Genomic DNA, 26,445 nt, shown 5'->3' with positions numbered 1-26,445 from the left:
GCTTAGCTTAATTTTTTATGAATGGCATCAACCATTGCATCAATAAATAACGGGTGTGTATTTGGCATTGCTGGACGATAATATTTCGCGCCAAGTTCATCACAAACAACTTTACATTCATAATCGTTGTCATATAAAACTTCTAAATGTTCTGTTACAAAGCCAACTGGCGTATAAACGAACGAATGGAAGCCCTTTTGCTCGTAAAGTTCACGCGTTAAGTCCTGAACATCTGGACCAATCCATGGCTCAGGTGTTTGCCCTGCTGACTGCCAGCCAACTTCTACATTGTTTACACCTGTCGCTTCTCTAATTAATCGAGCCGTCTCAATTAATTGATCTTCATATGGATCGCCTAGCTCCTTAATTTTCTCTGGAAGTGAGTGTGCAGACACGATTAAACATGCTTTTTCACGTTCTTCTTCTGACATTGCATTAAACGTTTCATTTACTTTCATTTTCCAATACTCAATGAACTTTGGTTCATCATACCAAGATTCTACAGAAGTAATTGTTAATCGATCTCCAGCCGCTTCTGTTGCACGACCATTATATGATTTAATAGAGAACGTTGAGAAGTGAGGAGCTAACACGATAGAAACCGCTTCTTTAATACCTTCCGCTACCATTCCTTCTACAGCATCTTCAATGAATGGGTGGATATGCTTTAATCCGATAAATAATTTGTATTCCACATTATCTTGCACTTCATTTAAACGTGCACATAAAGCCTCAGCCTGCGCTTGAGTAGCAGCAGCAAGTGGCGATAAACCACCGATTGCTTCATAACGACTGCGTAAATCTTCTAAATGCTCTTCTGAAGGTTTGCGACCGTGGCGAATATGCGTATAGTAAGGTTCGATGTCTTCTTCTTTATAGGGTGTTCCGTATGCCATAACTAATAAGCCTTTAACTTCTTTCATTAACCTTTTCACCTCTAAATAATAGTTATCTTTAATCGTACGTAATGTGACAAAAAGAAGCTGTCCAATACATTAGGTTGGACAGCACCCTTTCTACGATGAAATCAAGATATCATTCATAAAAAAGAAATATGAGCGTTAATATCCTGTTCACATCTATATTAAGAGCGTGCTTGGATTTGTTGAGCACTATACTCATGAATAAGAGCTGTTAAACGTTTTAACACTTCTGGGTCTACCTCTGGGAATACACCATGACCTAGGTTAAAGATATGCCCTGGCATTTCTAAGCCTTGATCGATAATATCTTTCGTGCGTTTTTCAATAATTGACCAATCAGCAAGTAATAGCGATGGATCTAAATTGCCTTGTACTGGTTTAGTAATTCCGTTTGCACGTGCTTCTTTAATTGGTAAACGCCAATCTAAGCCAACAACATCAACCGGTAAATCATTCCACTCTTTCGCTAAATGACTTGCACCGACACCAAACTGAATAAGTGGCACATTTTCTTTTTTCAATTCAGCAAAAATACGTGTCATAATCGGTTTAATGAAGACACGATAGTCTTCAACATTTAAAGCACCAACCCAAGAGTCAAATATTTGGATAGCTTTTGCTCCCGCTTCTACTTGAGCAGAAATATCAGAAATAATCATGTCAGCCAACTTGTCCATTAAAGCAAACCAAGCTTGAGGCTCTGATACCATAAATGACTTTGTTTTATTATAGTTTCTTGAAGGACCACCTTCAATCATATAGCTTGCGAGAGTAAATGGCGCACCTGCAAAGCCGATTAGAGGTACATTCAATTGTTCCGCTGTTAACATTTTTATTGTTTCTAAAACGTATGGTGTATGTTCTTTCGCATTGAATTCGCCTAGTTTTTCTATATCAGCGATTGAGCGAATAGGATTTGAAATAACAGGACCTACTCCTGCTTTGATTTTCACATCTACCCCAATACCAGGGAGTGGAGTTACTATATCTTTGTATAAAATTGCCGCATCAACATTGTAATTTTCTACTGGTAATCGCGTTACATATGCACAAAGCTCGGGTTGAAGTGTAATTTCCTCTAAAGAATACTTTTCTTTAATCGCACGATATTCTGGTTGAGAGCGTCCTGCTTGTCGCATATACCATACTGGTGTATGTTCAGTTCTTTCTCCTCGTGCAGCACGTAGAAGAGTATCATTAAAAGTTGTCATGAATAGTTCCTTCCCCTCAATAAAATTCATATCGTAAAATTCTCTTGTTTATTTCATTATTATTGATATCCGTTTTCAATAGTAAACGCTTCCTCTGTTATTGTATAGTTTTCATAGTGAAATGTCATAAAATTGTTCTTTCTAAAGGATTTCTTTTTTGACAAAGCTTTAGACTTCCACTTAAATGGAGATAATCACGCTATATTAAGAAAATTCATAAGGAGGTCAATTTTATGTATATTTATTTAACTTCTGGTACAGGTGATTTTTTAGAACAGTTAAAGAATAAATATCCAAACGAGGCAATGATTTTAATACACGGAGAAGGGAACTCTGTGCTTATACACGAAACTGAAGGAAAATCTGTCTTTGCCACACCTCGTAAATTCGAAGTATTAGATTCAGTAAATGATTTAGAAGAACGCGGCTTTTTTGTATTCAACAATATTCCCGTTACAGATGAGGGTCGACCAGTTTTTGAACATCGCTTTTTAAATCGAGCGGGCGCTATAGAAGATGAGCCAGGCTTTGTAGCATTTCGACTACTTCGTCCATTAAATAGTGAAACATACATTGTCATGACACAATGGAACGGCCCTCATTCGTTTGAAGCATGGAAAAGCTCAAAAGCCTTTGCATCCGCACACGCTGAACGTAAAGAACCAACAGGTGTGAATCAGCAAAATATTTTCTCAGCAGCCTCATATGTCACAACCTATAGCGCAGCTCCAAAAGAAGAAAACGAGGATTAGTTGAAGCGTGCAAGGATTCACTGCTTTCCGCGGGTATCCCGAGTGCGCGGGTATTCACTGCTCTCCCGGAGTATTCACCGGGTGCCCGGGTACCCCCGCTGCTCTTCGAGTATCCCACTTCGATTCACGACTATTTTCTGCACTTCTGCGGATATCCCCCGGGTGTGCGCACGTATTCACTGCACTTCCGGAGGGCATTCTCCAGAACGTGGGGAATTCATTACTCTTGCTTAGAATATCTTTTATATGAAGTGTTGAACCGTTGTTTATCCAGTTTGTGAAACTATTATGTTATTAATAAAAATCTAGGATAATCTGTTTAAGGAGGTTCTACTGTGAACCAACGTCTACTCGAAAAGATTGATAACCATTTTGATGAAATGGTGGCGATTCGTCGTCATCTACATATGCATCCAGAGCTGAGCTTCCAGGAGCAAGAAACCGCTAATTATATTATTCGTTTTTATAAAAATTTAGGCGTACCGGTTGAAGCTAATGTCAGTGGCTACGGATTAATTGCCCGGATTAAAGGAAGCAAGCCTGGCAAAACAATTGCTTTACGAGCAGACTTTGACGCACTGCCTATACAAGATGAAAAAGACGTTCCATACAAATCAACTGTGGCTGGCGTTATGCATGCTTGCGGGCATGATGGACATACAGCTACTTTGCTAATCGTAGGTAAGCTATTGTGGGAAATGCGCGATGAATTAGCAGGAGAATATGTACTAATTCATCAGCATGCTGAAGAGGCTGATCCAGGCGGAGCAATCGGAATGGTACAGGCTGGAGCTTTGAATGGCGTTGATGCTATTTTTGGTACACATCTATCTTCTAATCATCCAACAGGCATGATTGGCTACCACGTCGGTCCAACGATGGCTGCTGTTGATAGTTTTGAAATGAAAATTCGAGGTCAAGGCGGTCACGGTGCTCATCCGGACCAAACAAAGGATGCGATTGTTATTGGCTCTCAGCTTGTTATGAATTTACAACAACTTGTGGCACGTCGAGTTGATCCAATCGAATCGGCTGTTTTATCAGTTGGTTCATTCGTAGCATCTAATGCTGACAATATTATTGCCGATACAGCCTATTTAAATGGTACAATTCGAACATTTGATAAAGATGTTCGTGAAACGATGGAGCGTGAGTTTAAACGGGTTATCCAAGGTACAGAAATTGCGCATGATTGTACAATTGAATTGGATTATCGTCGTGGCTACCCTGCGGTTGTAAATCATGAGAAAGAAACACTATTTGTGCGTACGATCGCTCAGGATATTTGCGATGTTATTGAAGTAAAAGCAAGTATGGGGGCTGAAGATTTCTCTTACTACTTAGAGGAAAAACCAGGTACTTTCTTCTTTACTGGAGCCAAACCAACTGAATATGCACCACATCATCATCCAAAATTCGATATAGATGAAAAAGGTATGCTCATTGCTGCAAAGGTATTATTAACAGCAGCACTAGACTATCAATTAGTAGAATAGAAAATAAAGCTCATTTCTCCAAGTCTGTTATTGGAGAAATGAGCTTTTGATTTGAAATTAACCATTATCAAGGTTTTGAGACCTTAGCAGTTAATTCACTGACAACCAGTATGATAATAAAAGTTACATAAAACATTGGCTGTGTGATACTACATAGACCAACTAAAATAGCTTGAGTGACCATCGCAAGACGTACAATTTGATTGACTGCTACTTTACGTGCTTCATCAGGTAACGGATAAAGCATGTCCATGCGGAATTCACCGCTTGATAATAAAGCCTGCTTTAATTGAATAGTTGTAGCAAAGCTCAATACACCTGCAACAATCCATGAAACGACAGGGATATCTACAAAGGCTGCAATAACAGCTGAAATCACGGTTAAACGGAACCATAAATAAAAATGATCATCTGTTCGGATGAATGTACGGAACACCAAGTACTTTTGAGTATTATCCTTGTTGTATGGCACAAATTTGTAAAGCCAGTCAAGCCAACCTCGACGACGGATGCTACCACGTAGATGTGGAACGTCTGTGAAATAATTAGCAAAACGATAGAAGCTCATCATGCGATTTTGTTCAAGCTTCACAAAATGCTCGTATGGGACAGGTTCACCTGTGCATTTTTTTCTAAATATTACAATATACACGCACCCAATTACAGCAGCAACAATCGCTAAAATAAGCTGCATATGAAGCCCCATGTACACAGCCACACTAAAGATAACAGCTCGAATCAGCCTGTCCACCCAGATCATTTGACCGCGTTCACTATACCGAAAGCTAAATTCACCCTGAACGCTCAAATACTTCAATATAATAATAAGTAGGAACACTGACCAAATTTCAAATGTAGTTAATTCAGTAACAGTCTTTAGTAAAGGGATACTAACGATATAAACAATTGCCACAATCCACACCTGTGACCAAAACGTCCACGCTAAAGCCTTTTTGAAATACTGCGACATTTTTGATTCTAAAGGTAATAAATACACTTGGTCTGGCTCTCTCAAAAGTGAAGTCGGACGACTAAATGCCAATAAAACCCCTACAAATCCTGCGATTAATACCTCTGCTGGAAAATCAGACTGTACGACTTTCAGCCATTCACTATATTGATAGCCCCCTGCTCCGATAAGAAATACTAGTACTATCGCTAAATGCCCTGTAAAAATAAACCGCATATATTTTTGCACTTCACCTATATAGTGCATGAAGCGAGAGGACCAAACATCACGCAAGTTCTTCATGGTCGCGCTCCTTTGTCATTGCAATATATAAATCATCCAATGTCGCATGTGGCATCGCAAATGCCTTGCGTAAATCCTCCATTGTTCCTTGTGCTCGCACACGTCCTTCATGCAATAAAATGATACGGTCACAATGCTTTTCAGCGGTCGATAAAATGTGCGTGGACATTAATATAGAAGCGCCCTCTTTTTTCTTTTCATCCATCTGATCAAGCAATGATTGAATACCAAGTGGATCGAGCCCTACAAAAGGCTCATCAATAATGTAAAGACTTGGATTGACTAAAAAGGCACACATAATCATAACCTTTTGACGCATTCCCTTTGAGAAATGCGAAGGGAACCAATTAAGTCGCTTTTCCATTCGAAATTCTTTTAATAATATTTGTGAACGAGCTGCAAGTGTTGCTTCATCTAGACCGTAAGCCATTGCGGTTAATTCTAAATGCTCACGTAATGTTAGCTCATCGTACAATACAGGTGTTTCAGGAATATAAGAAAATGCTGTACGATACTTGTCCGTATTTTCCTTTAACGTCACACCATTTAAACGAATGTCTCCTTCTTTTGGAAGCATTGTTCCGATGATATGCTTAATCGTTGTACTTTTACCAGCGCCGTTCAAACCTATTAAGCCAACAAGTTCTCCTTTTTCAATCGTAAATGATAAATCTTTAATAACAGGCTTTCTTGTATAACCACCTGTCACATGTTGTACCTCTAATACCGTCATGCCCTCACTCCTCTTCTAGTTTATATTTTATCAAAAATTAGCAAATGATACAGTTATGATTATGATAGAATGTACTTACATATAAAATAAGGAGGAATTTTCAAATGAGCGATTGCCTATTTTGTAAAATCATTGAAGGATCTATTCCAAGTACAAAAATTTATGAAGACGAGCATGTCTATGCATTTACTGACATTTCGCCTGTAGCAAAAGGTCATACACTATTAATTCCAAAACATCACTGTAAGGATCTATACGAAATGCCTGAGGATGTAGCTCGTAATTTATATGCAGTAGCACCGAAAATTGCAAATGCTATTAAGGCGGCTTTTCATCCAATCGGACTTAATACAATTAATAATAATGGTGCTGCAGCTGGACAAACTGTTTTCCACTATCACTTACATTTTATTCCTCGTTACGATGAAAAAGAAGGCTTGGGCTTAATTTGGCAAACACAAAAATATACACCTGAGCAATTAACTGAAGTTGCTGAAAGCATTAAAGCTAACCTTCAGTAATTGAGCCTAATTGTCAGAATTGTCTATTGCATTTTTGAAATTTATAGCGTACAATCACAAATAAGTTTCGCTAACGGTCATGAGGACACGTTAGGAGACAAAAAAAGATTAGCATAGTCGAGGAGAGATTAGAAATGAATACAAAAAATTTAGTATTAATGGCTCTTTTAGTTGGTGTTGGTGCTACCCTTTACGTGGTCACACCAGGTATGGTAAATGGCATGAAGCCTGATTTCATGCTAACAATGATGTTTATCGGCATTTTATTGTTCCCTACCATTAAAGAAACGTTCTTACTTTCTTTAGCAACAGGGGTACTTTCAGGATTGTTTACAACATTTCCAGCTGGCCTTGTTCCAAATATTATCGATAAAGCAGTAACAGGCTTTGTCTTTTTAGCTGCCTTAATGGTGCTGAAAAAATTGGCAAGTAATTTTGCAGTATCTGCTGGCTTAGTTGGTTTAGGAACAATTTTATCTGGAACTGTCTTTTTAACAGTCGCACTTTTTGTATTCAATGCAAATGTAGGTGCAACATTCGCTGTTCTGTTTGTAGGCGTTGTATTACCTGCTGTTGTATTTAATGTTATTGCTTTTGCAATTATATATCCTATAGTTGCAAAATTAGTGAAGCGTTCTAAATTCCAAACAGCTATTTCAATTTAATAAAAATGCACGTTCATCTTCAAGGAAACTAAACTGTGATTGAAAATCACTCGTTTAGTTTCTTTTTTCTTTTTGTATTCATGCATTTCATGGTTTAATAGTAGGTAACACATGATCATTACAGAAATGAGGTATTTAAAATGAAAGCAAAACCATTTTTATTTGGAGTGGCAGCTGGGATTGTCGGCGGTACAATCGCTGTACTTTTTTCAGCTCCTCAATCAGGACAACAGCTACGTGCTAATTTGCGAGCAAACGCTACAAGCACAAAGGACAAGCTTTTAGATGTAAAACAGCAAGCAGGTACAGTTAAACAATCCGTTAATTCACTCACAAATGAAATGAAAAATAATATACCACTAATAATAAATGATTTAAAACAAACTATTACTACATTTACTGAAGAAATCGAGCCATCAAAAAATAACTTACAACAAGAAATAGAAGCATTACAGAATTCAATAAGCGAAATCGAGAAAAACGTTGCACAATTTACAGAAAAAAAGGAAAAAACGCAAGAAAAAGTTAGCGACTAAAGTCCTTACACCCTGATAAATAAACTATATTTTTATCAAATCCAATCTACACAATGTTATTTTTTAACCACTTTTCAATTTTTTAATTTTTCTAACTTTAAACTTTTTTCCTTTATTGCTATAATATTTTTAAAATGTTAAAGAAAGCAGTAGGTGATGGCTTTGTCAGAGGAATTATACACTCAAAAAGAAGCGATGCTTTATAGTCAAAGAATTGCGCAATTATCAAAAGCCTTATGGAAAGCAGTGGAGAAAGATTGGCAGCAATGGATTAAACCCTACGATTTAAATATTAACGAACATCATATTTTATGGATTTCGTATCATTTAAAAGGGGCTTCAATTTCTGATGTGGCAAAATTCGGGGTTATGCACGTTTCCACAGCATTTAATTTTTCTAAAAAATTAGAAGAACGTGGATTCCTTAAGTTTTCAAAGCGAGATGACGATAAGCGTAATACGTACGTTGAGTTAACAGAAGCAGGTACAGAACTTATTGTTGAAATGAATAGTAATTATCATAATACGTATCATTCTGTCCTAGAAGGCTCATTAGCTTTAAAGGATCTATACGGTCGCTTCCCAGAATTTTTAGATGTTATGGCTGTTATTCGCAATATATACGGCGAGGACTTCATCGACATTTTTGAGCGTTCCTTCCAGCACTTCCGTGAGTCCTTTGATAAGGTAGAAGAACGTCCAACTGTAAAAGGATGAAAGTGATAATAGTAGGCTTTAAGGCTCGGCTGTTCGTAATCTGAGCTTAATGGCCTTTAAAGCTATAAATCATGCTAAAAGAGGTACTTCAGAAATTTTTCTGAGATACCTCCTTTTTCTTGCATTCTAGCATAATTCAATTTACATTAGATAGGACCATTCATACTACGGAGTTGATAATCATGCATTGTTGGAAAATTTTAAATCTTGAACATCATTACGGAACAACGCGTATTATGATCATGGCTGTCTTTGCTTTTTTAACTGTATTCTCTCTTTCCTATGTAACGTTTAATTTATTTAATGATGAGCACTATACAGATCGTTTGTTTTGGCTCTTTGTAATTGCTGTATTTGCAATCTATCCAATTCACAAATGCTTACACTTTCTAGCATTGTATGATTTACGTCAACATTTAAAATTGCGTGTGCGTACCCAATTTTATGTTATTCCTGTTCTACACATGCGTATCCGTGAACCTTTATCGAAAAATCGTTATATTTTAGCTTTACTCACACCATTTATTGTTTTAAATACAAGCATTATATTAGGTACACTGTTATTCCCTGCGTATACACATTACTGCACATTACTTTTAGCTTACCATTGTAGTCTATGTGTAATTGATATTCTATATGTGAAATATTTATTGGATTCGCCTAAAGACTCCCAAATTGAGGAGACGCCTAAGGGCTATGAAATTTTAGTGCCACCTACTATTCACTAAATTGCTTGTACTTGTGTTTTATTGACGTTTTTTGTTATGCTATTAATACTGAAAGAGGGGAGGAATAGACTTGCTGTTAATGATTGTAGTTCTATTCTCGGTATTCTATTTATTTCAAATAAACCGCATGACTTATGCGCTGTGCATGCGACGTGAAATTCCCGAAGAAAAACAACCAAAAGTATTCCGAACTATAAATATACTTATTACAATATTACTTGTCTCATTTTATATTGAAGTTTTATATGCAGTATAGTAGAAATTATGCCTCGGCAAAATTGCGTCAGAAATCGGCCTTTTGCAAGCACAAAGCCGATTCCGCCGGAAAGAAAAAGGCATCCACTTCCTTTTGGACACCTAATGTGATAACTCGGTCTGACCAATCATATTTTGTAACGTCACCTAAAATGCGGTGCGGATGTCTTACATTGTAAAAAAAGCTAAGGACGTTACATCCTTAGCTTTTCGTCATTTTTATTAATTAGTATAGGAACGCTGCGCCAACGATAATTAATAAAATAAACAACACAACTAATAAAGCAAAGCCTGAGCCGTAGCCACCGCCACCATATCCTCCGCTGCTCATAACTTCACCCCCTTTCTTTTCTATATCCTATGCGCTTGAAAATTTGAAATATAGGCTATACTCAAGGGGGAACCATTTTGTTTTTAAAACGTTTATGTTATAGTAAAAAATGGACGAAACCATTGTAAGGAGAGAATATCCACTATGAAAAAGACAGTTTTATCTTTAACATTAGCTGCCTCGGTATTAGCGCTTGGAGCTTGTAGCGGAGGGGACAGTAAAACAGTTGTTACTTCTAAATTAGGTGACATTTCAGGCGCTGACTTTAATGAATCAGCAAAAAATTTAGCAGGTGCTCATGTAGTTCAACAAATGGTGACTGAAAAATTACTATCTGATAAATATAAAGTATCAGACAAAGAACTTAAAGAAGCATACGACAATACTGCTTCACAATTAGGTGATGAATTTGACCAAGCTCTTGTTCAATATGGCTTAACGAAAGAAGGCTTTAAAGAGACTTTACGTGTTCAGCTTCTTTCAGAAAAGGCTTTAAAAGATAAAGCTTTTACAGAAAAAGATGTAAAAAAACATTATGAACAAATGAAAACGGAGTTAAATGGTCGTCATATTTTAGTTGCAGATGAGAAAACAGCTAAAGAAGTGATTGCCAAAATTAAAGGCGGCGCAAAATTTGCAGATGTAGCAAAAGAATACTCAACTGATACTGGCTCTGCTGACAAAGGTGGAGAGCTTGGCTGGTTCTCTGTTGGTGCAATGGTAGATGAATTTAATGATGCTGCTTATGCCCTTCCGTTAAAAACTTTAAGTGAACCAGTTAAAACAAGTTTCGGTTACCACGTAATTGAAATTACGGAAAAGCGTGATGTTAAAGGTGTTGGCTCATTCAAAGACGAAGAAGCAAATATCCGTTCACAAATGCTAGCTAAATTAGTGAACACAGGTCAAGATAAACAAGTTCTTAAAGATATCCTTGCAAAAATGGCAAAAGATGCAGATTTAAAAACTTCTGATAAAGAATTAGAACCTGCTATCAAGGATCTTACAACAACAAGTGAAGAGCAAGCTAAAGCGCAAGAAGAAGCTGTTAAAAAAGCGCAAGAAAACGCTGAAAAAGAAAGTAAAAAAGATACTGACAAAAAGTAATCTGTTATTTTACTATATGAAAAAGGGTTACGCTTATACAGGCGTAACCCTTTTTATATACAAAAAGTATCTTGAAAACACATACTCATTTTGAATAAAGTTTACTCAAAATGAATCCTCTTTCCTTTTTTACAAAGGTATTAGAGGTTTAGCCTTCGTCCCTTTACTAAGGAGCTCATCTATGACCTATCCCCAGCCTCGAATCCACTCAACTTATAGACAAAGCATCCCCTATGAAACCACAAATCTACATTTATTTAATAGACGGCTTATAAAACGATCGATTATCCAGCGGAAATAATCGTTCAGTAAATTCTCCCGGTGCTGTTTTGCCTAATGCTCGTGCTAGCATGTTCATCTTTGCATCAATATTATCAATATAATGTAAAATTTCCGCTTCTTGAATCATTGGTTTTTTCGGGCTGCCCCATTCTTCTTTACCATGGTGAGATAGCACCATATGTTGCAATAGCATAACTTCCTCGCCCTCGATCTCTAGTTCACTAGCAATCTTGGCAATTTCATTGACCATAATCGTAATATGACCAAGTAAATTCCCTTCAACAGTATACATAGTTGCAACTGGCCCTGATAGTTCAACAACCTTACCGATATCATGCAGAATTATCCCTGCATATAACAGATCTCGATTTAATGTAGGATATAAATCAGCAATTGCTCTTCCTAGTCTTAACATGGACACCATATGATCCAAAAGACCAGATGCATAATCATGATGATTTTTCGTTGCAGCTGGATATACTAAAATAGCATCCTGATGTTTTTTAATCGCTGCACGTGTAATTCGAGAAATATTTGGATTTTTAATATCAAAGAAAAATTGCGTCAATTCTTCATATAATTCTTCTTTTGGAGTTGCTGAGGAAGGAACTAAATCATTAATAGCAATTCCCTCCTCCGGTTTTGCTACACGGATTGATTTTATACGCAATTGGTTTTTGCCACGGTAGTCATGAATTTCCCCACCTACACGGACAATTGCCTCAGCGTGATACAGTTTTTCATGATCATCATTTGTATCCCATAGCTTTGCCTCAATATCTCCACTTTTATCTTGTAATAACAGTGACATAAATGGCTTTCCAACTGTGGTAACTCCTTTTGTCGCCTGTTTAATTAATAAAAATTGATCAACTGATTCTCCAACCTGGAGCGTCGTAATACCCTTCATGTTGACGCCACTCCCCTTTCATTTGCTAGTGCTCCAACATTGACTATTTGGTCTTTCTGCCAATGCTCGAGCATCCCGTCATGGCAAGTAAAATATAAAATTTGACGTTCATATCCTACTTCTTTCATTAATTGTACCATTTTGTCTGTACGGTTTCGATCAAAATGGACAAAAGGATCGTCCATAATAAATGGAAATGGAGCAGAAGTTGTCAGTGTTTTTGCTAGTGCCATGCGCAACGAAATATAAGCTTGCTCCTTCGTAGCCTGTGATAATTCTGCCATTTGATAACGTAATCCAGAAACATCCTGTGTAACAAAATAGCCTTCATCATTAATTAAAAGCTTATCGTAACGTCCACCTGTTAACAAATTAAATATTGTATTAACCTCTGTCAAAACATAGGGTAGTTTTTCTTCTCTTAGGCGGAACAATGTTTCATGAATCGCAGTAGCCAATGCCTTTTTTGTAGCCCACTGCCCTATTAGCTGTTGTAGCATTGATTTCTCCTCTTCAAACTGTTGCAGCAATTGACCATATTTCTCGTCATTTAGAAGATTCTCTTTTTGGATTTGTAGTGTCGCGCGTTGTTCTAGGCAATGATCTATGGCTACCTGCATTGCGCCACGCTCTTCTTCTAAAGCAAGTAGTTTTTCTTTAAGCTGTTTATCGTCTATTAATGACTGTTCGTTGTCTACATTCAGCGAGGCTAGCTGACTCTGAATGGCTTGAAGTTCTGTTGTTATTTTTTGTTGTTGCTCAAATTGTTCATGCGTTTCATAATAATCCTTCTCTGTTTGAACATTCGCAGCATTATATAACTGAGTAATTTCAGACTCATAGCTGTCTATATGTGATTGAACTCCTTGAATTTTGGTCTGAAGGCTAGTCAGCTGCTCTTTTGCTTGTTGAGATATCTGTTGCTCCTGCTGTAAAGTAAGGAATGTATTACGTAAATGCATAAAGATTTCTTGCTCACTATACTCTACTTGTAAGACTCGCTGCGCTTGTTCTAGGAACTCGATTTTCTCCGCTTGTACCGTTTGTAGAAGAGTAAATGTACTCTTCTTTTTTGCTGCTAACTCTTGAGCACCGCGAATGCGCATAAACAGCTCTGGTAATAATGTTTTCGGTATATTCCCCTCTATCCGATAGCGCCTTAAAAAATGTTGAAGCGACTGAGTGGCCTCTTCACTCACCTGCTCAGCTCGCTGAATTTTATATTCAAGTTTCACATATTGACGTTCTTTTTCTTGCTGTTGCTCATTTACATGTAACAAGCGATCTTCAAGTTTTTGTTTTTTCAGCAGGATGGCTTGAGCAACATTTTCCTCCTGCTCTAACTCATGTATTTGCTGATTTTGTTGTTTACTCGGCGCTTCATGTGCTTGTCTAGCAAATTTCAAATAAAAAATAATGATCAGCGACATAACCGCTCCTATAACGACGACAGCCATATTTTTTTCCATAACACCATAAATAAATGAAAGCATACTTATAGCTAACACAATAAATATAAAAACACTTGGTTGTTGTTGTTTCGAGCGTTGCGACCTTCCATAGCGCAATTGTTCAAGCTTTCGCTTATGTTGAGGCCACTGTGCTAAAATATGTTCTTCCTCTGTAGATAATGACTCCTGTTGAAGCTGTTGTTTTAGTTGAGCAATTGTATCTAATTCTGCATGTAGTTGCTCCAACGAACGCAAATGAAATTTCAGCTCTTCTTCTGCTTCTTCTAATAGGCTTAACTGTTGTTGAAACTGTTCTTCTTGCTGTAATGACACTGTTTCCTCGAGCAAAATATCCTGCGCCGTTTTTTCCTGAACACCTAACAAACGAAACTGCGCTTCTATTTCTTGCTCAATTAAATACAGCTCATCCATCAAGTTCTGTTCCTTAACAACTAACTGATTCCATGTTGCTTCCCTATTTAAAAGTCTAGACATTTCAGTAATAGCTTGCTCGTTCACCGTTAATTGAAGCTTTTTTTGTAGTTCCTGATACTGCACGTTCAGCTGCTGTAATTGTAGTGTTTCATGCAAAAGCCGATCCTTTAATTGCTCATAACGTCGAATCCCTTCTGGCGGAAACTGCACATGTTCATAGCTTTTTCGCGTCTGTTCGAAAGCTTTTTGCTGTTTTAAAAGCGGCATAGCCTGTTGAAGAATTGTGAGCTGCTGCCAATTTTGCTGCTGTGTTTTTTGCTGACTATATAACTCTTCTAGCCTTTGATCGAGCTGTTGTAATTGTAATAATTTATCCTCAAAGGTCTGAATATTACCTTGTTCTTGTTTAATTGTGCGTTCTAGCTTTTTCACATACTCCAATTTTTGATTAATGAGTGGCACTTTGCCTGTTTTTTTAAAAAGCTCACCAGCATCTTTGTCCATCTTCTTTTCTAGAGACGATAACTGTTGAACCCCTGTTGTCCCAGAGGCAAGCAACAAATGCGTGAGCTCTTCTTCTGACATTTTTTCAATGCCCTGTAGTTCATGTAATGAAAAGGAGAATATAGACTCAAAGGAGGCCTTTGAATAACCATATAATAGTTTTGCTAAAAGTTCCTCATGCCCAATTGTTCCGTCTTCTAGATAAACTGTGACGTCCCCAGCCGCCTTTCCTTTAATGCGTTCTATCGTGCATTGCCCATACGTTGGATGCCCAATTGTAAGCTGACCACCGAATTTAGTCGATACTTTCGGCTCATATTTGCGTTGTGTCTGCTGTCTCGTCGGAAATCCGAAAAGTATTTGTAAAATAAACTGTTGAATGGTAGTTTTACCCGCCTCATTCATACCATAAAAAATGGTAACGCCCTCGTGTAAAGTAATGGTGATGTTTTCATGCTTACCAAAGCCATATATTTGGATTTTTTGTATCGTTAGCATGTTATTCACACCCTTTGAATTTCTTCTGCTAATAATTCTTGCGCGTTGTGCATTAAATTTTTAATGTCCTGTTCTGTTAAAGGCTCGATCAGTCTTGCACCACCAGCATGTTGGTATAATTCCTTTAAAATATCCTTCCATTCAGAAATGTCCCATTGCTCCATTAAATTCATCACCGATTCAGTCGCAGCAGTATGCTCATACAATACGGATGATTGATGTAACACAAGCTTTTGTACCCAGCACATCGGTTCAATCCCATCCTCAGCTTCTCGAATTGTTTCTAGCCATGCATCAACTGTAGCATGTTCAAATAAAGATTGTGATTGATCATCTATATTTTTCAAATGCAGTTCAACAACAGATGCCCCATACTCTTGACGATTAAACATCAGTGCTTCTTCACATTTTTTTAGGAGTTCATTTGCATGAAACACATTCGTACAATCCATCTCTACCGTGTTATAAACAACAGCAGATGTAGGTACAAATTCCAAATCAGTAGAGGTTTGTGACAAGGTTACGTCATAGAAACCCTTTATCCCCTGCTCTTTCCGATGTCGGCTTTGAATATTGCCTGGATAAACAATCGGTGGATTTTGATGTAAAAGTTGTCGTTTATGAATATGCCCTAAAGCCCAATAATGATAGTTTTTTTCAAGAAGTTGATCTTTTGTGAACGGTGCATAAACAGCATGTGAAGTATCGCTAGCTTCACTACCGTGAAGCATACCAATATGAATCGCATGCTCGTCCTGTGCAATAGGATAACTATCAATCATTGATTTCGTTATATGACGGTCACTATAGCTGAAGCCATAAATATTAACTTGCTGACCACGTATTTTTAATTGCACTACACTTGTTTCAGCTGGTAATTCATAAACGTTGCTCGGTAACGCAAAACGGGTCCAAGCACCATTTAAGTGATCGTGATTACCATAGCTTAAAATGACCGGGATATTATACTGAAAGAGTTTTTCCATAGCCTCTTGAAATCTTCTTTGTGCCTGCAAGCTACGATTTTCACCATCATATATATCACCGACGATCAGTAAAAAATCAGGTTTCTCCTGAATAGCTTTTTGAATAATTTTATCAAAAGCTTCAAATGTACTTGTTCGAATCTTTTTGAAGTTTTGTTCTGGTAAACCAAATAAGCCCTTAAATGGACTATCTAAATGTAAATCTGCCATATGAAAAAAACGAATAGCTGACATCCAATCACCTCAAGTAATAAATAATCTATATCTTGTCGTCATTCTTTCATCACTCGCAATGCAGTAAATAATTTAGTACATTAGAGGATCATCACCAAAATGTGTGGTTGATTTCCGTTCCGACTGGGCGCTTTGTAGCTGACGCTTCGCTTTCGCTACAGAAAACATTTGTTGCTGACGCTTCGCTTTCGCACAGAGCAAAGCTCCTTCGTTCCTCTATCGCTAATCCCCAAGGAGTCACCCAGCCTCCACTCCAATCAACTTATTTCATAGTAGACGTTTTAACAAAAGTCATTCACAACTTTTGGTGATGAACCACATTAGAATCATTACTTCAATAATTTACCAACCGCTATTTATCTCATTTTTATAATGAGATATTCGTGAATCACGTCGAAACCGAATATTTGTTCTATTTTATCATACTTCACGCTAGTTGAGAAATGTATTCAAAGAATGTTCATTAATAGTATTGCCTCAAATTTTCCACAACTTTCATAATTTATCGAAATTTTCGCTAGTTTTACCGTGAAGTTTATAAATCTTCTATGTATAATAGAATATATATTAAATAAAGGGTGGGGTTTGTATGGAGAATTATCGTTTTACAGCTTTTGAAAAAACTGGGGAAACATTATTTGATGAAACATGGACATTCGAAAACGATGAGGCTGCAAAAATCAGCGGTCTACAACAAATCGAAGAAAAAGGTGTTGCCAACAAAACTCATCGCCTTGTGAACTCCTCAGGTAAATTAATTTTATTTCATGTCTAAAAATGGCTATTAAAAGGCGCGTAGAAAAGCTTACTACGCGCCTTTTTACTTCTTTTAGCGGGTCTTTGGACGCCCACTGAAAGAAATAGTTAAATTTATTTTCCTACAAAGGCAGGTGCTCTTTTCTCTACAAACGCATGGATTCCCTCTAAATGATCAGCCGTTTTACGCATCGCTGCTTGCCCCGCTGCTTCCATTGATAAAATACTCTCTAATTGCGGTAAATTTTGAGCATGAAGAATTTTTTTAGTCGTAATCATCGATGCAATTGGAGAAGCAAGCATTTTTCCGACTAGTTGGTCAGTAATCGCAAAAACAGTCCCATCTGGTGCAACATAGTCAATTAACCCTTCATCATGCGCTTCTGATGCAGTTAATACCTTGCCTTCCCAAATCATTTGTTTAGCTTTAACAGTACCCACACGTTCCTTCATAAAGAAATGACCGCCACCATCTGGGATGAGCCCTATACCTATGAAATTCATAGCGAGCTTACTATTTTCACATGCCACAACTATGTCAGCTCCTAACGCTAGACTAAAGCCTAATCCAGCTGACGCCCCATGAACTGCTGCAATGACGATCATCGGTAGCTGATAATATGCCTTGACAATACGCGTTAAATAAACCATTGCATTATTAATATCAAGTGGCTTATTTGAATCTAGCATCGCTTTAATATCGCCACCTGCGGAAAAGACCTTTCCTTCCCCACGAATAACAAGAATTTGTATTTCTTGTTCTTGCTGTAGTGCTTCGAAGCATTCTGCTAGTTCACGCATCATCACATCGTCCATGGCGTTCATGGCATGTGGTCGATTTAATGTTAATGTTGCACGGCGATCTAATTTTTCTAATGTAATTGTTGAAAATTCCATCCCAACACCCCCAAATATGAATAGTCATTCACTATCTATTATTCGTGTTTTTTTAGAAAACTCCTTCTCTCCTACGCAAAATAGCACTTGATAGGCTATCTTTAATTTCCCTATGAAAGAAGTCTTCCACTTCTAAACGTGGAGGGGTGACAGCACCAGTGAAAGCGGTAGATGAATTTCGGTTAGGTGTAGACTAAAGAAGTCTCTTTTTTTTGCCATGGCATGATATAATCAGCTTTAGATAGATGAAAGGTTGTTATATCTCCGAGATATCAAAATCCATGAATACTTTTATTAGAAAATAAGGTATGAAGTGAGGTGATTTGATATGGCCAAAGCCTATAAGTTTCGTCTGTATCCAACGCATGAACAAGAGGAACTCCTTACGATTAGATTTGTCTACAACAAAATGCTTTCGGAGCGAAAAGAAATGGTTGAGCAGTTCAAGGACGACAAGGAAGCATTAAAGAGGCAAAAACTCCCGACTCCTGCTAAATATAAAGAGGAGTTTGAAGAAGTAGACAGCCTTGCCTTAGCAAACGCTCAACTACATTTGCAGCAAGCATACAACAATTTCTTCTCTGGTCGTGCGGAATTTCCGAAGTTCAAAAATCGGAAGTCAAAGCAATCCTATACAACCAATGTGGTCAACGGAAACATTATGCTGTTGGACGGCGCTATCAAATTACCAAAACTAAAACTTGTAAAAATAAAGCAACATCGGGAAATTCCGTCTCATCATCTCATCAAGTCTTGAACGGTATCTCGCACTAAAACGGGTCCTGTTGTGGTCAAGTAAAGGTGTCCCTTTCTCTTTCTGAGCGTACGTTCTACTGTGATTGTGGGTTTGTAGCAGACAGAGACTGGAATGCCACCATCAACATCAAACAAGAAGGATTGCGCCTATTAGCGTTAGTATAACAAAAGAACTTTTGGAACAAGAGGGATAGCTCGATCAGTTTTCGTTGGCTACTAAAAGCAACGATGAGTCGAGAAGCCCCCACTTTATAAACTGTTAGGTTTTAAGTGGTAGGTAGTTCACGGACGAATATTGATTTAAAGGTGGTTAATAATTGTGACACAGAAAGACTATCGTGTATTACTTTATTATAAATATATAGCTATTGAAGACCCTGTAGCATTCGCAGAGGAGCATTTAGCGGTTTGTCAAGAAATCGGGCTACTTGGCCGTATTTTAGTTGGATATGAGGGCATTAACGGAACGGTTTCAGGTACAGTCGAGCAAACTGATGCATATATGAATCATATGAAGGCAGACCCTCGTTTTAGCGATATTATGTGGAAAATTGATGAAGCTGAAGGGCATACCTTTAAAAAGATGCATGTACGCCCTCGTCGAGAGATTGTACACCTAGGTTTAAAAGATGATATCAATCCTTTAGAAATAACAGGGGATTATTTATCACCAAAGGAATTTATGGAGCGTATGCAGGAGGATAATACAGTAGTTATTGATGCGCGTAATGATTATGAATATGACCTCGGACATTTCCGTGGTGCGGTGCGTCCAGATATTGAAAACTTCCGTGATCTACCAGCTTGGATGGAGGCTCATAAAGAAGATTTTGCTGATAAGAAAATTTTAACTTACTGCACGGGTGGTATTCGCTGTGAAAAATTCTCTGGTTGGTTAAAACGTGAAGGCTATGGGGAAAGTGTAGGTCAGTTACATGGTGGAATTGCCACGTATGCTAAAGACCTTGAGGTAAAAGGTCAACTATGGGATGGACAAATGTTTGTCTTTGATCGACGTCGTAGTGTACCGATTAATCAGGTTGAGCATGTTATTGTCGGCAAGGATTTCTTCACTGGTGAACCGACAGAACGTTTTACAAACTGCGCAAATCCTGAATGCCATAAATTAATGCTTTGCGAGGAAAAGCATGAGGCCTTCTATATGCGTAGCTGTTCAGACGAATGTCGCCGCGCAAAACGCAACTTCTTCGTTGAAGAGAATGGTTGGACAAAAGAGCAGATTGAGGAACAAATAGTTAAAATCGCTGAAGTTCAAAATTCCTCTTTATAAGAAAAAAAGAGCATCATCCATTTGTGGTGATGCTCTTTCATATTTTTTGTTCATCTACCTTGTCTGTAAAGGGTAGTAATTGTGCATTTACTTAAGCAGATATTTTTAGTACCCGAGCGATTTCACATGGCACCTGATCACTTTCTCGTCTTACCCGAGCACCCCTTTAGCTAAGTAACGCCCTACCTGTCGGCCACTAAATAAACAACCACCAACAAATGTCCCTTCTAAAGCACGGTAACCATGTACGCCGCCACCGCCAAAACCACTAACTTCCCCAGCTGCAAATAAACCCGGTACAGGCTGATTATTTATTCCTAACACTGCACCATTCAAATTTGTCTGTAAGCCTCCTAATGTTTTACGCGTTAAAATATTTAAACGTACCGCAATAAGGGGCCAATTTTGGGGATCTAATATTTTATGAGGCTTCGCAACGCGCACAAATTTATCACCAACATAGTTTCTTGCGCCATGAATAGCATTAACCTGTAAGTCTTTTGTAAATTTATTGTCCATTTCACGATCCCTTGCTAAAATTTGCTCTTTAATTTTGATAAAATCAAGAAGATCATTGCCAGCCAGCTTGTTCATCCCTGCAACTAAATCCTTTAAATCATTAGCAATCACAAAATCCTCACCATGATTTTTAAATGCCTGAATTGGACCTGGCGCTCCTGGCAAAACACGTTTCAGAACATCACGAATACTTTTATTTGTTAAATCAGGATTTTGTTCAGAGCCTGATAATGCAAATTCTTTTTCAATAATTTTTTCAGTTAAAATAAACCAGGAGTAATCATAACCTGTTTTTTGAATTGCCTCTAATGTGCTTAACGTATCAAAACCCGGAAAATTTGGTGCTCCAAATCGATTGCCTTCTGCATCAAACCATAATGAAGAAGGGCCAGGCAAAATTCGAATGCCGTGATTTGGCCAAATAGGGTCCCAATTTTTCAAGCCTTCTGTATAATGCCACATGCGGTCTCGATTAACGATACGTCCTCCCGCATGCTCAGTAATTTCTAACATTCTGCCATCTACATAAGCAGGTACACCACTGACCATATTTTTGGGTGGTGTACCTAGTCGAGCAGGCCAATTTTTTCTGATTAAATCAAAATTTGCCCCTATCCCACCGCTCGCCACAATAACCGCTCCCGCTTCATAAGAAAATTCGCCAATACCTAGCCTAGAGCTTTTTTCACCGCGAATTGCATAGCTTTCAGCCAACACTGTTCCACTAATCCCTGTAATCCTTCCATCTTGTTGAATAAACTCATCTACTCGATGTCTTGGTTTAAAATCTATATATCCATCCTTTATGGCCTTTTTCACTTTTTCAGCAAAAGGCTTTACAATGCCTGGCCCAGTTCCCCAAACAACATGAAATCTAGGAACCGAATTTCCGTGGCCGCCTGCTAATGATCCACCACGTTCTGCCCAACCGACGACAGGGAAAAACTTAATACCTATAGACTTTAACCAACTATATTTTTCACCAGCTGCAAATTCAACATAAGCTTTGGCCCATTTATACGCCCACGAATCTTCATCCTCCAAGCGATCAAAGCCAGCGGTTCCTTGCCAATCTTGCCACGCAAGCTCTTTACTATCCTTAATACCAAGCCTTCTTTGCTCGGGTGAATTTACTAAAAATATACCTCCAAAGGACCAGAACGCCTGTCCTCCCATTGAATTTTCAGGTTCTTGATCTACTAAAACAATTTTTTTCTTTGCATCTGCTAACTCACAGGCAGCTACTAACCCTGCCAGTCCTGCACCGACAATTGCTACATCATACATCATTCAATACCCCCTAAAAATCAATCTTTCATTACTTACATTCTTCTCTAAAGGACCGTTTACCTTCTACACATTATAAATTTGACGAAAATGTGACAAGAAAAAACGTTCGCTTTCTTCCACTAAACAAAGAAAGTTTCTATTCACATAATCCATTTAACACCAATATATTTCCGTATAATTTTCGACCTCAAATATTTGTTAAACGCCCATGTAATCAGACTTAGCATCTATCGGCAGCGCTTTCATTGTCCTTTCTAAAAAGACGAACATTAATCAAATAAAAATAATATAATATTCGTCTTTAGTTCCTTTCTAGACTTTCAAAGTCAAGATTTTTAATCTTTTTTAGAAATATTGTTGACAAAGGTGAACAATAAGGATTATGATGTTAACAAATTTAATCACACGAAAATATAACGACGGAGACATGCTAGTCGCAAGAAAATCCAAAGAGAGCTGATGGTTGGTGTAAATCAGCGATTTCTACGATAATAGTTCCACTCCTGAATAGATAAGCCGAACATCTCCAAAGTAAGCTTATCCGTCACATGCACGTTACGCATATTGCTAAGACTGCTAGAAATCTTTCAAGCAGTGATTAAGGGTGGTACCGCGAACCAATGTTTATTCAGCCTTTCGCCCCTTACAACACAATCTTTGTGTTTGTAAGGCGTGGAAGGCTTTTTTATTGTTTTTTATTTTAGAAAGGAGATTGTTTGCATGCTGTAAAATATTTAGTTTTACAAAATTCAGACTGTTTCGTATATAAAGAACACTAAAAAATTTTTAATTAAAAGGAGCTAATTACAAATGACTACTGCACCAAAAACAATTAACGTATTTATCGCTGACCCACTAAGTGAAGATGGTATTTTCCCACTACGACAAGAACAAGATTTAGACTTAAATATCATTGTTGATACTGGTCTTGCACCAGAAGAATTAATCGCAAAAATCGCGGATGTAGATGTTTTACTAGTACGTTCTCAAACAACGGTAACACGTGAAGTAATCGAAGCGGCTAAAAACTTAAAACTTATCGGACGTGCTGGAGTGGGTGTAGACAACATCGATCTAACTGCTGCAACTGAACATGGCATTATCGTCGTGAATGCACCAGACGGTAACACTAACTCTGCTGCTGAGCACACTATTGCCATGATGACTTCACTTGCTCGTCACATCCCACAAGCATTCAATACACTTAAAAATGGTAAATGGGATCGTAAATCTTATGTTGGAGTTGAGCTTAAAAATAAAACGCTAGGTGTTGTAGGCTTCGGTCGTATCGGTGTTGAAGTTGCTTATCGTGCAAAAGGTCAACGCATGAACGTTATGGCATACGATCCATTCCTAACAGATGAACGCGCTAAAGAGTTAGGGGTAACAAAATCAACAGTTGAAGAAATTTGTGCAACTGCAGATTTCATTACAGTACACACACCACTTCTTCCTGAAACACGCAACCTTATTAACAAAGAAAAATTCGCTATGATGAAAGATGGCGTGCGTATCATTAACTGTGCACGTGGCGGTATTATCAATGAGGATGATTTATATGATGCAATCATAGATGGTAAAGTAGCGGGTGCTGCTCTAGACGTATTCATATCTGAGCCAGCAACAGATCACAAACTACTTACTTTACCACAAGTAATCGCAACACCTCACTTAGGTGCATCTACAATTGAAGCACAAGAGTCTGTAGCTGTAGACGTTTCAAACGACATCATTAAATTTTATAAAACAGGTACTGTAACTAACCCTGTAAACATGCCATCTATTCCAAAAGAGTTACTAGCACAAGTCGAGCCTTTCTTTGAATTAGCTGAAAAACTAGGTTCATTCTTATCTCAACTTACAACTGAGCCTGTAAAAGAAATCAACTTATCTTATGCTGGTGAAGTAGCAAATTATGATGTTCGTCCATTAACGTCAAACGCTTTAAAAGGCTTATTAGCTAAAAACCACGGTAATCATGTGAATGACGTAAATGCTCGCTACTTATCTGAACGTATCGGCATGAAAATTAATGAGCATAAAACTACAACTGCTAAAGGCTTCACTAGCTTAATTACGATTGAAATCAAAACAGTAAACGAAACACACACAGTTGCTGGTACATTATTAAATGGTTTAGGTGCACGTATTGTTAAAGTTGAAGACTATGTTGTTGACGTTATTCCACAAGGTCACCTTCTTTACATTAAAAATACGGACAAACCAGGTGCAATCGGCCGCGTAGCAACAAAGCTAGCAGAAAAAGATGTGAACATCGCAACAATGCAAGTTGGTCGTGCACAAGTTGGTGGTACAGCAGTCATGATGTTAACAATCGACAATGCTGTAACAGAAGAAGATTTAACATTCGTAGCAAAGCTTGAAAATATTGATGAAGTAAAAGCGATTAACTTATAATATATTGATTTATAAGCAGGGAGTACAAATACTCTCTGCTTTTTATTTTTGAAGATTATCATCTTAACGTAGGGTTGATTTCTGTTCCGACTGGGCGCTTTGTTGCTGCCGCTACGTTAGCACTACGCTTTCGCACAGAGCAAAGCTTCCTGGGGGGCGTCCGATGAGCCGCTTCACTCACGTTGCTCGCTCCAGGGTCTCGGGCCAACACGATGTTGGTCACGAAGGCGTTATCACAGGATGTGATGCTTTTAGCCTTCGTTCCTCTATTGCTGATCCCCAAGGAGTCGCCCAGCCTCCACTCCAATCAACTTATATACATAGTATACGTTTCAACAATGTCATACCTAATTTTTAATGAGAAGCTTTTTTTTTGGTAAAATGATACTTTTCAGAAAGTCACTCGTCTTTAAGAGAAAGGAGGTGCACATTTTGACGATTGAAGAGCTATTTTACTTACATAATCAAACCATTTTTAAATACTTATATTACTTACTCAATGATGAGAAATTAGCGGAGGATTTCACACAGGAGACATTTGCCCGCTATTTAAAATATCAGCAGACAATCAAAGAAGGTGCAGAGCTCGCTTGGCTTAGGAGTACTGCACGTAATCTTGCCTACGATCATTACCGCCGGAAAAAACTTATTCAATTTGTACCGTTTTTAAACGATCATGAAGAGCTTGAGCCAACTTCACCACACCAATGGCTCATCCAGCAAGAAGATGCAAAGACGTTGTATTTTGCAATTAGTAGACTTAAGCTCACCTATCGAGATGTCATTATTTTACGTAAAATCGAGGGTTTATCCATTCAGGAAACTTGTGATGTACTTGGCTGGAATGAAGGAAAGGTAAAAAACACATTAAAACGTGCACTTGTTGCATTAAAAAAGCAGCTTGGAGGTGAATTTGATGAAGAACAATGAGGAATCCTGGCAACATTTACGCGACCTAAAATTAACTAAGCAGCAGCAGGAAAAAATACTGCACAATATTACTACACCTACTACAATAGAAAAACGACCTATTAAAAAGCCTTGGAAAATACCGGCAGTATCTTTGTTGTTTATCACAGTTCTTGGTATTTTAATTTTGTCCTTTATCCAAGGGCCAGCCATCTCTCCACTGACAACAGATACAAACAAAACAATTGCTGAAGTCTATGTACACAGCAATGAAAACAAAGAAACATTTATCGCGAAAGCTTCATGCCTTTATGTACCTCAGCAATGCTATACAAATAAGCAATTTTTAACGCAGCTACAAGAAAAAATGGAACATGCATCTTCAGTTTCAGTAACAGAACCGCAGTGGGTAGCTAATGGTTACTTTACACCTCATGACGTGTTGATTATCTATTCTGATGGAACCCAAGAGAAATGGAAGGTGCTTAATAACGATACTTTCTTTAATGTCGTAACAGAACAAGCAATTCAATTCGACAATGCATCTGATTCACTGGAGTACTACTATGATGATAAACGTTCCATCAAGTTTCTCATTGGCAATATTTTTATATTGCTTACGCATTTCACACTATGGCTTGCCAAAAAAAGAATGCCTCATATTAAACGACGTTTTGTTGCAGCTACAGTCGAACATGCCATCGCCAATGCCATCATGCTAGTTTTGTTTGTAGGTATTTTATTTGCTATCTATTTACTGATGCATTCCATACACGCTACGATTATATATGGCTTATTTACGCTCTACTCTATTATGCAAATTTATTATCGTAAAAAAGCAGGTGAGCCCCGAGGTTACCTAGTAGCAAGTGCTGTTGTTCAACTATGTATTGCATTAGCTTTTTCATTTCTATATCTTGCATATTATATATACTACTAGCTGTTCAATAAGTTATTGGACAGCTCTTTTTACACAGACGGATTGTAATATTAAGTGCAACACCCAGAAGTCAATATAAAGGAAGCCCATAACGACCTCGTGTAGAATGTAGTTACCACACCAACATTCAAACGGAGGAATC

The 26,445-nt window shown here is 37.9% G+C and carries 24 protein-coding genes, 1 pseudogene and 1 other annotated feature; of the genes and pseudogenes, 15 read left to right on the top strand and 10 right to left on the bottom strand.

The features are described 5' to 3' along the window. Positions 1-2: 2 nt before the first annotated feature. Positions 3-923 (bottom strand): ferrochelatase, encoded by a 921-nt coding sequence (hemH, locus tag C7Y47_RS13490; RefSeq protein WP_142509251.1) that lies wholly within the window; start codon positions 921-923, stop codon positions 3-5. Between the two features lie 161 nt (positions 924-1,084). Continuing rightward, positions 1,085-2,134, bottom strand: a complete 1,050-nt coding sequence (hemE, locus tag C7Y47_RS13485) for a uroporphyrinogen decarboxylase (RefSeq protein WP_132364008.1) — start codon at positions 2,132-2,134, stop codon at positions 1,085-1,087. Between the two features lie 233 nt (positions 2,135-2,367). Between hemE and C7Y47_RS13480 the strand changes: the two genes are divergently transcribed. Both C7Y47_RS13480 and C7Y47_RS13475 read left to right on the top strand, forming a co-directional pair. Further along, positions 2,368-2,886, top strand: a complete 519-nt coding sequence (locus C7Y47_RS13480) for an antibiotic biosynthesis monooxygenase family protein (RefSeq protein WP_142509250.1) — start codon at positions 2,368-2,370, stop codon at positions 2,884-2,886. A 335-nt stretch (positions 2,887-3,221) separates the two neighbouring features. Next, positions 3,222-4,382: an amidohydrolase gene (locus C7Y47_RS13475; RefSeq protein WP_142509249.1), complete on the top strand. Its 1,161-nt coding sequence runs from the start codon at positions 3,222-3,224 to the stop codon at positions 4,380-4,382. Between the two features lie 67 nt (positions 4,383-4,449). On the opposite strand, the gene C7Y47_RS13470 is transcribed toward C7Y47_RS13475, so the two are convergent. Together C7Y47_RS13470 and C7Y47_RS13465 are read right to left on the bottom strand one after the other, a co-directional pair. After that, positions 4,450-5,634, bottom strand: a complete 1,185-nt coding sequence (locus tag C7Y47_RS13470; RefSeq protein ID WP_142509248.1) for an ABC transporter permease — start codon at positions 5,632-5,634, stop codon at positions 4,450-4,452. Beyond that, positions 5,618-6,367 carry an ABC transporter ATP-binding protein gene (locus C7Y47_RS13465; protein WP_049668934.1) on the bottom strand — a complete coding sequence of 250 codons (750 nt, stop codon included), beginning with the start codon at positions 6,365-6,367 and terminating at the stop codon, positions 5,618-5,620. The genes C7Y47_RS13470 and C7Y47_RS13465 overlap by 17 nt, the downstream gene beginning before the upstream one ends. A 104-nt stretch (positions 6,368-6,471) precedes the next feature. Between C7Y47_RS13465 and C7Y47_RS13460 the strand changes: the two genes are divergently transcribed. The 5 genes from C7Y47_RS13460 to C7Y47_RS13440 all read left to right on the top strand — a co-directional run bounded on the left by C7Y47_RS13460 (position 6,472) and on the right by C7Y47_RS13440 (position 9,534). Next, positions 6,472-6,888 (top strand): HIT family protein, encoded by a 417-nt coding sequence (locus C7Y47_RS13460; RefSeq protein ID WP_142509247.1) that lies wholly within the window; start codon positions 6,472-6,474, stop codon positions 6,886-6,888. A 134-nt stretch (positions 6,889-7,022) separates the two neighbouring features. Then, the gene (locus C7Y47_RS13455; protein ID WP_142509246.1) at positions 7,023-7,553 is read left to right on the top strand and encodes a tryptophan transporter; all 531 of its coding nucleotides are present in this window, start codon (positions 7,023-7,025) and stop codon (positions 7,551-7,553) included. A 140-nt stretch (positions 7,554-7,693) separates the two neighbouring features. Further along, positions 7,694-8,089, top strand: coding sequence for a YtxH domain-containing protein (locus C7Y47_RS13450; RefSeq protein WP_142509245.1), 396 nt, complete (start codon positions 7,694-7,696; stop codon positions 8,087-8,089). Between the two features lie 156 nt (positions 8,090-8,245). Then, the gene (locus C7Y47_RS13445; RefSeq protein WP_132364123.1) at positions 8,246-8,806 is read left to right on the top strand and encodes an HTH-type transcriptional regulator Hpr; all 561 of its coding nucleotides are present in this window, start codon (positions 8,246-8,248) and stop codon (positions 8,804-8,806) included. Between the two features lie 182 nt (positions 8,807-8,988). Continuing rightward, complete coding sequence (locus C7Y47_RS13440) at positions 8,989-9,534, top strand: DUF3267 domain-containing protein (protein ID WP_142509244.1); 546 nt, start codon at positions 8,989-8,991, stop codon at positions 9,532-9,534. A 481-nt stretch (positions 9,535-10,015) separates the two neighbouring features. Here the strand turns inward: C7Y47_RS13440 and C7Y47_RS13430 are convergent, their stop codons facing one another. Continuing rightward, the gene (locus tag C7Y47_RS13430) at positions 10,016-10,120 is read right to left on the bottom strand and encodes a YjcZ family sporulation protein (protein ID WP_082337661.1); all 105 of its coding nucleotides are present in this window, start codon (positions 10,118-10,120) and stop codon (positions 10,016-10,018) included. Between the two features lie 144 nt (positions 10,121-10,264). Between C7Y47_RS13430 and C7Y47_RS13425 the strand changes: the two genes are divergently transcribed. After that, the gene (locus C7Y47_RS13425) at positions 10,265-11,227 is read left to right on the top strand and encodes a peptidylprolyl isomerase (protein WP_142509243.1); all 963 of its coding nucleotides are present in this window, start codon (positions 10,265-10,267) and stop codon (positions 11,225-11,227) included. A 253-nt stretch (positions 11,228-11,480) separates the two neighbouring features. Here the strand turns inward: C7Y47_RS13425 and yhaM are convergent, their stop codons facing one another. Genes yhaM through C7Y47_RS13410 form a run of 3 tightly spaced genes read right to left on the bottom strand, consistent with a single transcriptional unit; the run spans position 11,481 to position 16,527 of the window. Then, positions 11,481-12,419 carry a 3'-5' exoribonuclease YhaM gene (gene yhaM / locus C7Y47_RS13420; protein WP_142509242.1) on the bottom strand — a complete coding sequence of 313 codons (939 nt, stop codon included), beginning with the start codon at positions 12,417-12,419 and terminating at the stop codon, positions 11,481-11,483. Further along, positions 12,416-15,307, bottom strand: a complete 2,892-nt coding sequence (locus tag C7Y47_RS13415) for an ATP-binding protein (RefSeq protein ID WP_142509241.1) — start codon at positions 15,305-15,307, stop codon at positions 12,416-12,418. The genes yhaM and C7Y47_RS13415 overlap by 4 nt, the downstream gene beginning before the upstream one ends. Positions 15,308-15,312: 5 nt before the next feature. Beyond that, positions 15,313-16,527 (bottom strand): metallophosphoesterase family protein, encoded by a 1,215-nt coding sequence (locus C7Y47_RS13410; protein ID WP_142509240.1) that lies wholly within the window; start codon positions 16,525-16,527, stop codon positions 15,313-15,315. Positions 16,528-17,116: 589 nt separating this feature from the next. Here C7Y47_RS13410 and C7Y47_RS13405 point away from each other — a divergent pair. Continuing rightward, the gene (locus C7Y47_RS13405; protein WP_079563325.1) at positions 17,117-17,302 is read left to right on the top strand and encodes a YhzD family protein; all 186 of its coding nucleotides are present in this window, start codon (positions 17,117-17,119) and stop codon (positions 17,300-17,302) included. Positions 17,303-17,397: 95 nt separating this feature from the next. On the opposite strand, the gene C7Y47_RS13400 is transcribed toward C7Y47_RS13405, so the two are convergent. Beyond that, complete coding sequence (locus C7Y47_RS13400) at positions 17,398-18,180, bottom strand: enoyl-CoA hydratase (protein WP_142509239.1); 783 nt, start codon at positions 18,178-18,180, stop codon at positions 17,398-17,400. A 328-nt stretch (positions 18,181-18,508) separates the two neighbouring features. Between C7Y47_RS13400 and C7Y47_RS13395 the strand changes: the two are divergent. The 3 genes and pseudogenes from C7Y47_RS13395 to trhO form a co-directional block, all read left to right on the top strand. Further along, positions 18,509-18,934 (top strand): annotated as a pseudogene (locus tag C7Y47_RS13395) (RNA-guided endonuclease InsQ/TnpB family protein); the annotation flags it as partial. 47 nt (positions 18,935-18,981) lie between these two features. Further along, positions 18,982-19,101, top strand: a complete 120-nt coding sequence (locus C7Y47_RS26115) for a zinc ribbon domain-containing protein (protein WP_366151273.1) — start codon at positions 18,982-18,984, stop codon at positions 19,099-19,101. 154 nt (positions 19,102-19,255) lie between these two features. Beyond that, positions 19,256-20,227, top strand: coding sequence for an oxygen-dependent tRNA uridine(34) hydroxylase TrhO (gene trhO, locus C7Y47_RS13390; RefSeq protein WP_142509238.1), 972 nt, complete (start codon positions 19,256-19,258; stop codon positions 20,225-20,227). Between the two features lie 150 nt (positions 20,228-20,377). On the opposite strand, the gene C7Y47_RS13385 is transcribed toward trhO, so the two are convergent. Then, positions 20,378-22,036: an FAD-binding dehydrogenase gene (locus tag C7Y47_RS13385; RefSeq protein ID WP_142509237.1), complete on the bottom strand. Its 1,659-nt coding sequence runs from the start codon at positions 22,034-22,036 to the stop codon at positions 20,378-20,380. A 407-nt stretch (positions 22,037-22,443) separates the two neighbouring features. Next, positions 22,444-22,683, top strand: a binding site (T-box leader). A gap of 163 nt (positions 22,684-22,846) precedes the next feature. On the opposite strand from C7Y47_RS13385, the gene serA reads away from it, so the two are divergent. The 3 genes from serA to C7Y47_RS13370 all read left to right on the top strand — a co-directional run bounded on the left by serA (position 22,847) and on the right by C7Y47_RS13370 (position 26,303). Continuing rightward, complete coding sequence (gene serA, locus C7Y47_RS13380; RefSeq protein ID WP_142509236.1) at positions 22,847-24,454, top strand: phosphoglycerate dehydrogenase; 1,608 nt, start codon at positions 22,847-22,849, stop codon at positions 24,452-24,454. 432 nt (positions 24,455-24,886) lie between these two features. Beyond that, positions 24,887-25,384, top strand: a complete 498-nt coding sequence (locus C7Y47_RS13375) for an RNA polymerase sigma factor (RefSeq protein WP_142509235.1) — start codon at positions 24,887-24,889, stop codon at positions 25,382-25,384. Further along, positions 25,371-26,303, top strand: coding sequence for a hypothetical protein (locus tag C7Y47_RS13370; RefSeq protein WP_142509234.1), 933 nt, complete (start codon positions 25,371-25,373; stop codon positions 26,301-26,303). Before C7Y47_RS13375 ends, C7Y47_RS13370 begins: the two co-directional genes overlap by 14 nt. The last annotated feature ends 142 nt before the right edge of the window (positions 26,304-26,445 follow it).

The organism is Lysinibacillus sphaericus (assembly GCF_006864135.1).
Lineage (GTDB): Bacteria > Bacillota > Bacilli > Bacillales_A > Planococcaceae > Lysinibacillus.
The sequence above is the reverse complement of the archived record's forward strand: the minus strand, read 5'-3'. Positions and strand labels throughout refer to the sequence as shown.

Excerpts from the sequence above, each read along its gene's own strand:
- C7Y47_RS13415 (WP_142509241.1), bottom strand. The coding sequence starts at position 15,307 with ATGCTAACGATACAAAAAATCCAAATATATGGCTTTGGTAAGCATGAA.
- yhaM (WP_142509242.1), bottom strand. The coding sequence starts at position 12,419 with ATGAAGGGTATTACGACGCTCCAGGTTGGAGAATCAGTTGATCAATTT.
- C7Y47_RS13405 (WP_079563325.1), top strand. The coding sequence starts at position 17,117 with ATGGAGAATTATCGTTTTACAGCTTTTGAAAAAACTGGGGAAACATTA.
- C7Y47_RS13460 (WP_142509247.1), top strand. The coding sequence starts at position 6,472 with ATGAGCGATTGCCTATTTTGTAAAATCATTGAAGGATCTATTCCAAGT.
- C7Y47_RS13425 (WP_142509243.1), top strand. The coding sequence starts at position 10,265 with ATGAAAAAGACAGTTTTATCTTTAACATTAGCTGCCTCGGTATTAGCG.
- C7Y47_RS13440 (WP_142509244.1), top strand. The coding sequence starts at position 8,989 with ATGCATTGTTGGAAAATTTTAAATCTTGAACATCATTACGGAACAACG.
- C7Y47_RS13445 (WP_132364123.1), top strand. The coding sequence starts at position 8,246 with ATGGCTTTGTCAGAGGAATTATACACTCAAAAAGAAGCGATGCTTTAT.
- hemE (WP_132364008.1), bottom strand. The coding sequence starts at position 2,134 with ATGACAACTTTTAATGATACTCTTCTACGTGCTGCACGAGGAGAAAGA.
- C7Y47_RS13410 (WP_142509240.1), bottom strand. The coding sequence starts at position 16,527 with ATGTCAGCTATTCGTTTTTTTCATATGGCAGATTTACATTTAGATAGT.
- C7Y47_RS13400 (WP_142509239.1), bottom strand. The coding sequence starts at position 18,180 with ATGGAATTTTCAACAATTACATTAGAAAAATTAGATCGCCGTGCAACA.
- C7Y47_RS13370 (WP_142509234.1), top strand. The coding sequence starts at position 25,371 with ATGAAGAACAATGAGGAATCCTGGCAACATTTACGCGACCTAAAATTA.
- C7Y47_RS13385 (WP_142509237.1), bottom strand. The coding sequence starts at position 22,036 with ATGATGTATGATGTAGCAATTGTCGGTGCAGGACTGGCAGGGTTAGTA.
- C7Y47_RS13465 (WP_049668934.1), bottom strand. The coding sequence starts at position 6,367 with ATGACGGTATTAGAGGTACAACATGTGACAGGTGGTTATACAAGAAAG.
- C7Y47_RS13450 (WP_142509245.1), top strand. The coding sequence starts at position 7,694 with ATGAAAGCAAAACCATTTTTATTTGGAGTGGCAGCTGGGATTGTCGGC.
- C7Y47_RS13480 (WP_142509250.1), top strand. The coding sequence starts at position 2,368 with ATGTATATTTATTTAACTTCTGGTACAGGTGATTTTTTAGAACAGTTA.
- C7Y47_RS13430 (WP_082337661.1), bottom strand. The coding sequence starts at position 10,120 with ATGAGCAGCGGAGGATATGGTGGCGGTGGCTACGGCTCAGGCTTTGCT.
- serA (WP_142509236.1), top strand. The coding sequence starts at position 22,847 with ATGACTACTGCACCAAAAACAATTAACGTATTTATCGCTGACCCACTA.
- C7Y47_RS13455 (WP_142509246.1), top strand. The coding sequence starts at position 7,023 with ATGAATACAAAAAATTTAGTATTAATGGCTCTTTTAGTTGGTGTTGGT.
- hemH (WP_142509251.1), bottom strand. The coding sequence starts at position 923 with ATGAAAGAAGTTAAAGGCTTATTAGTTATGGCATACGGAACACCCTAT.
- C7Y47_RS13470 (WP_142509248.1), bottom strand. The coding sequence starts at position 5,634 with ATGAAGAACTTGCGTGATGTTTGGTCCTCTCGCTTCATGCACTATATA.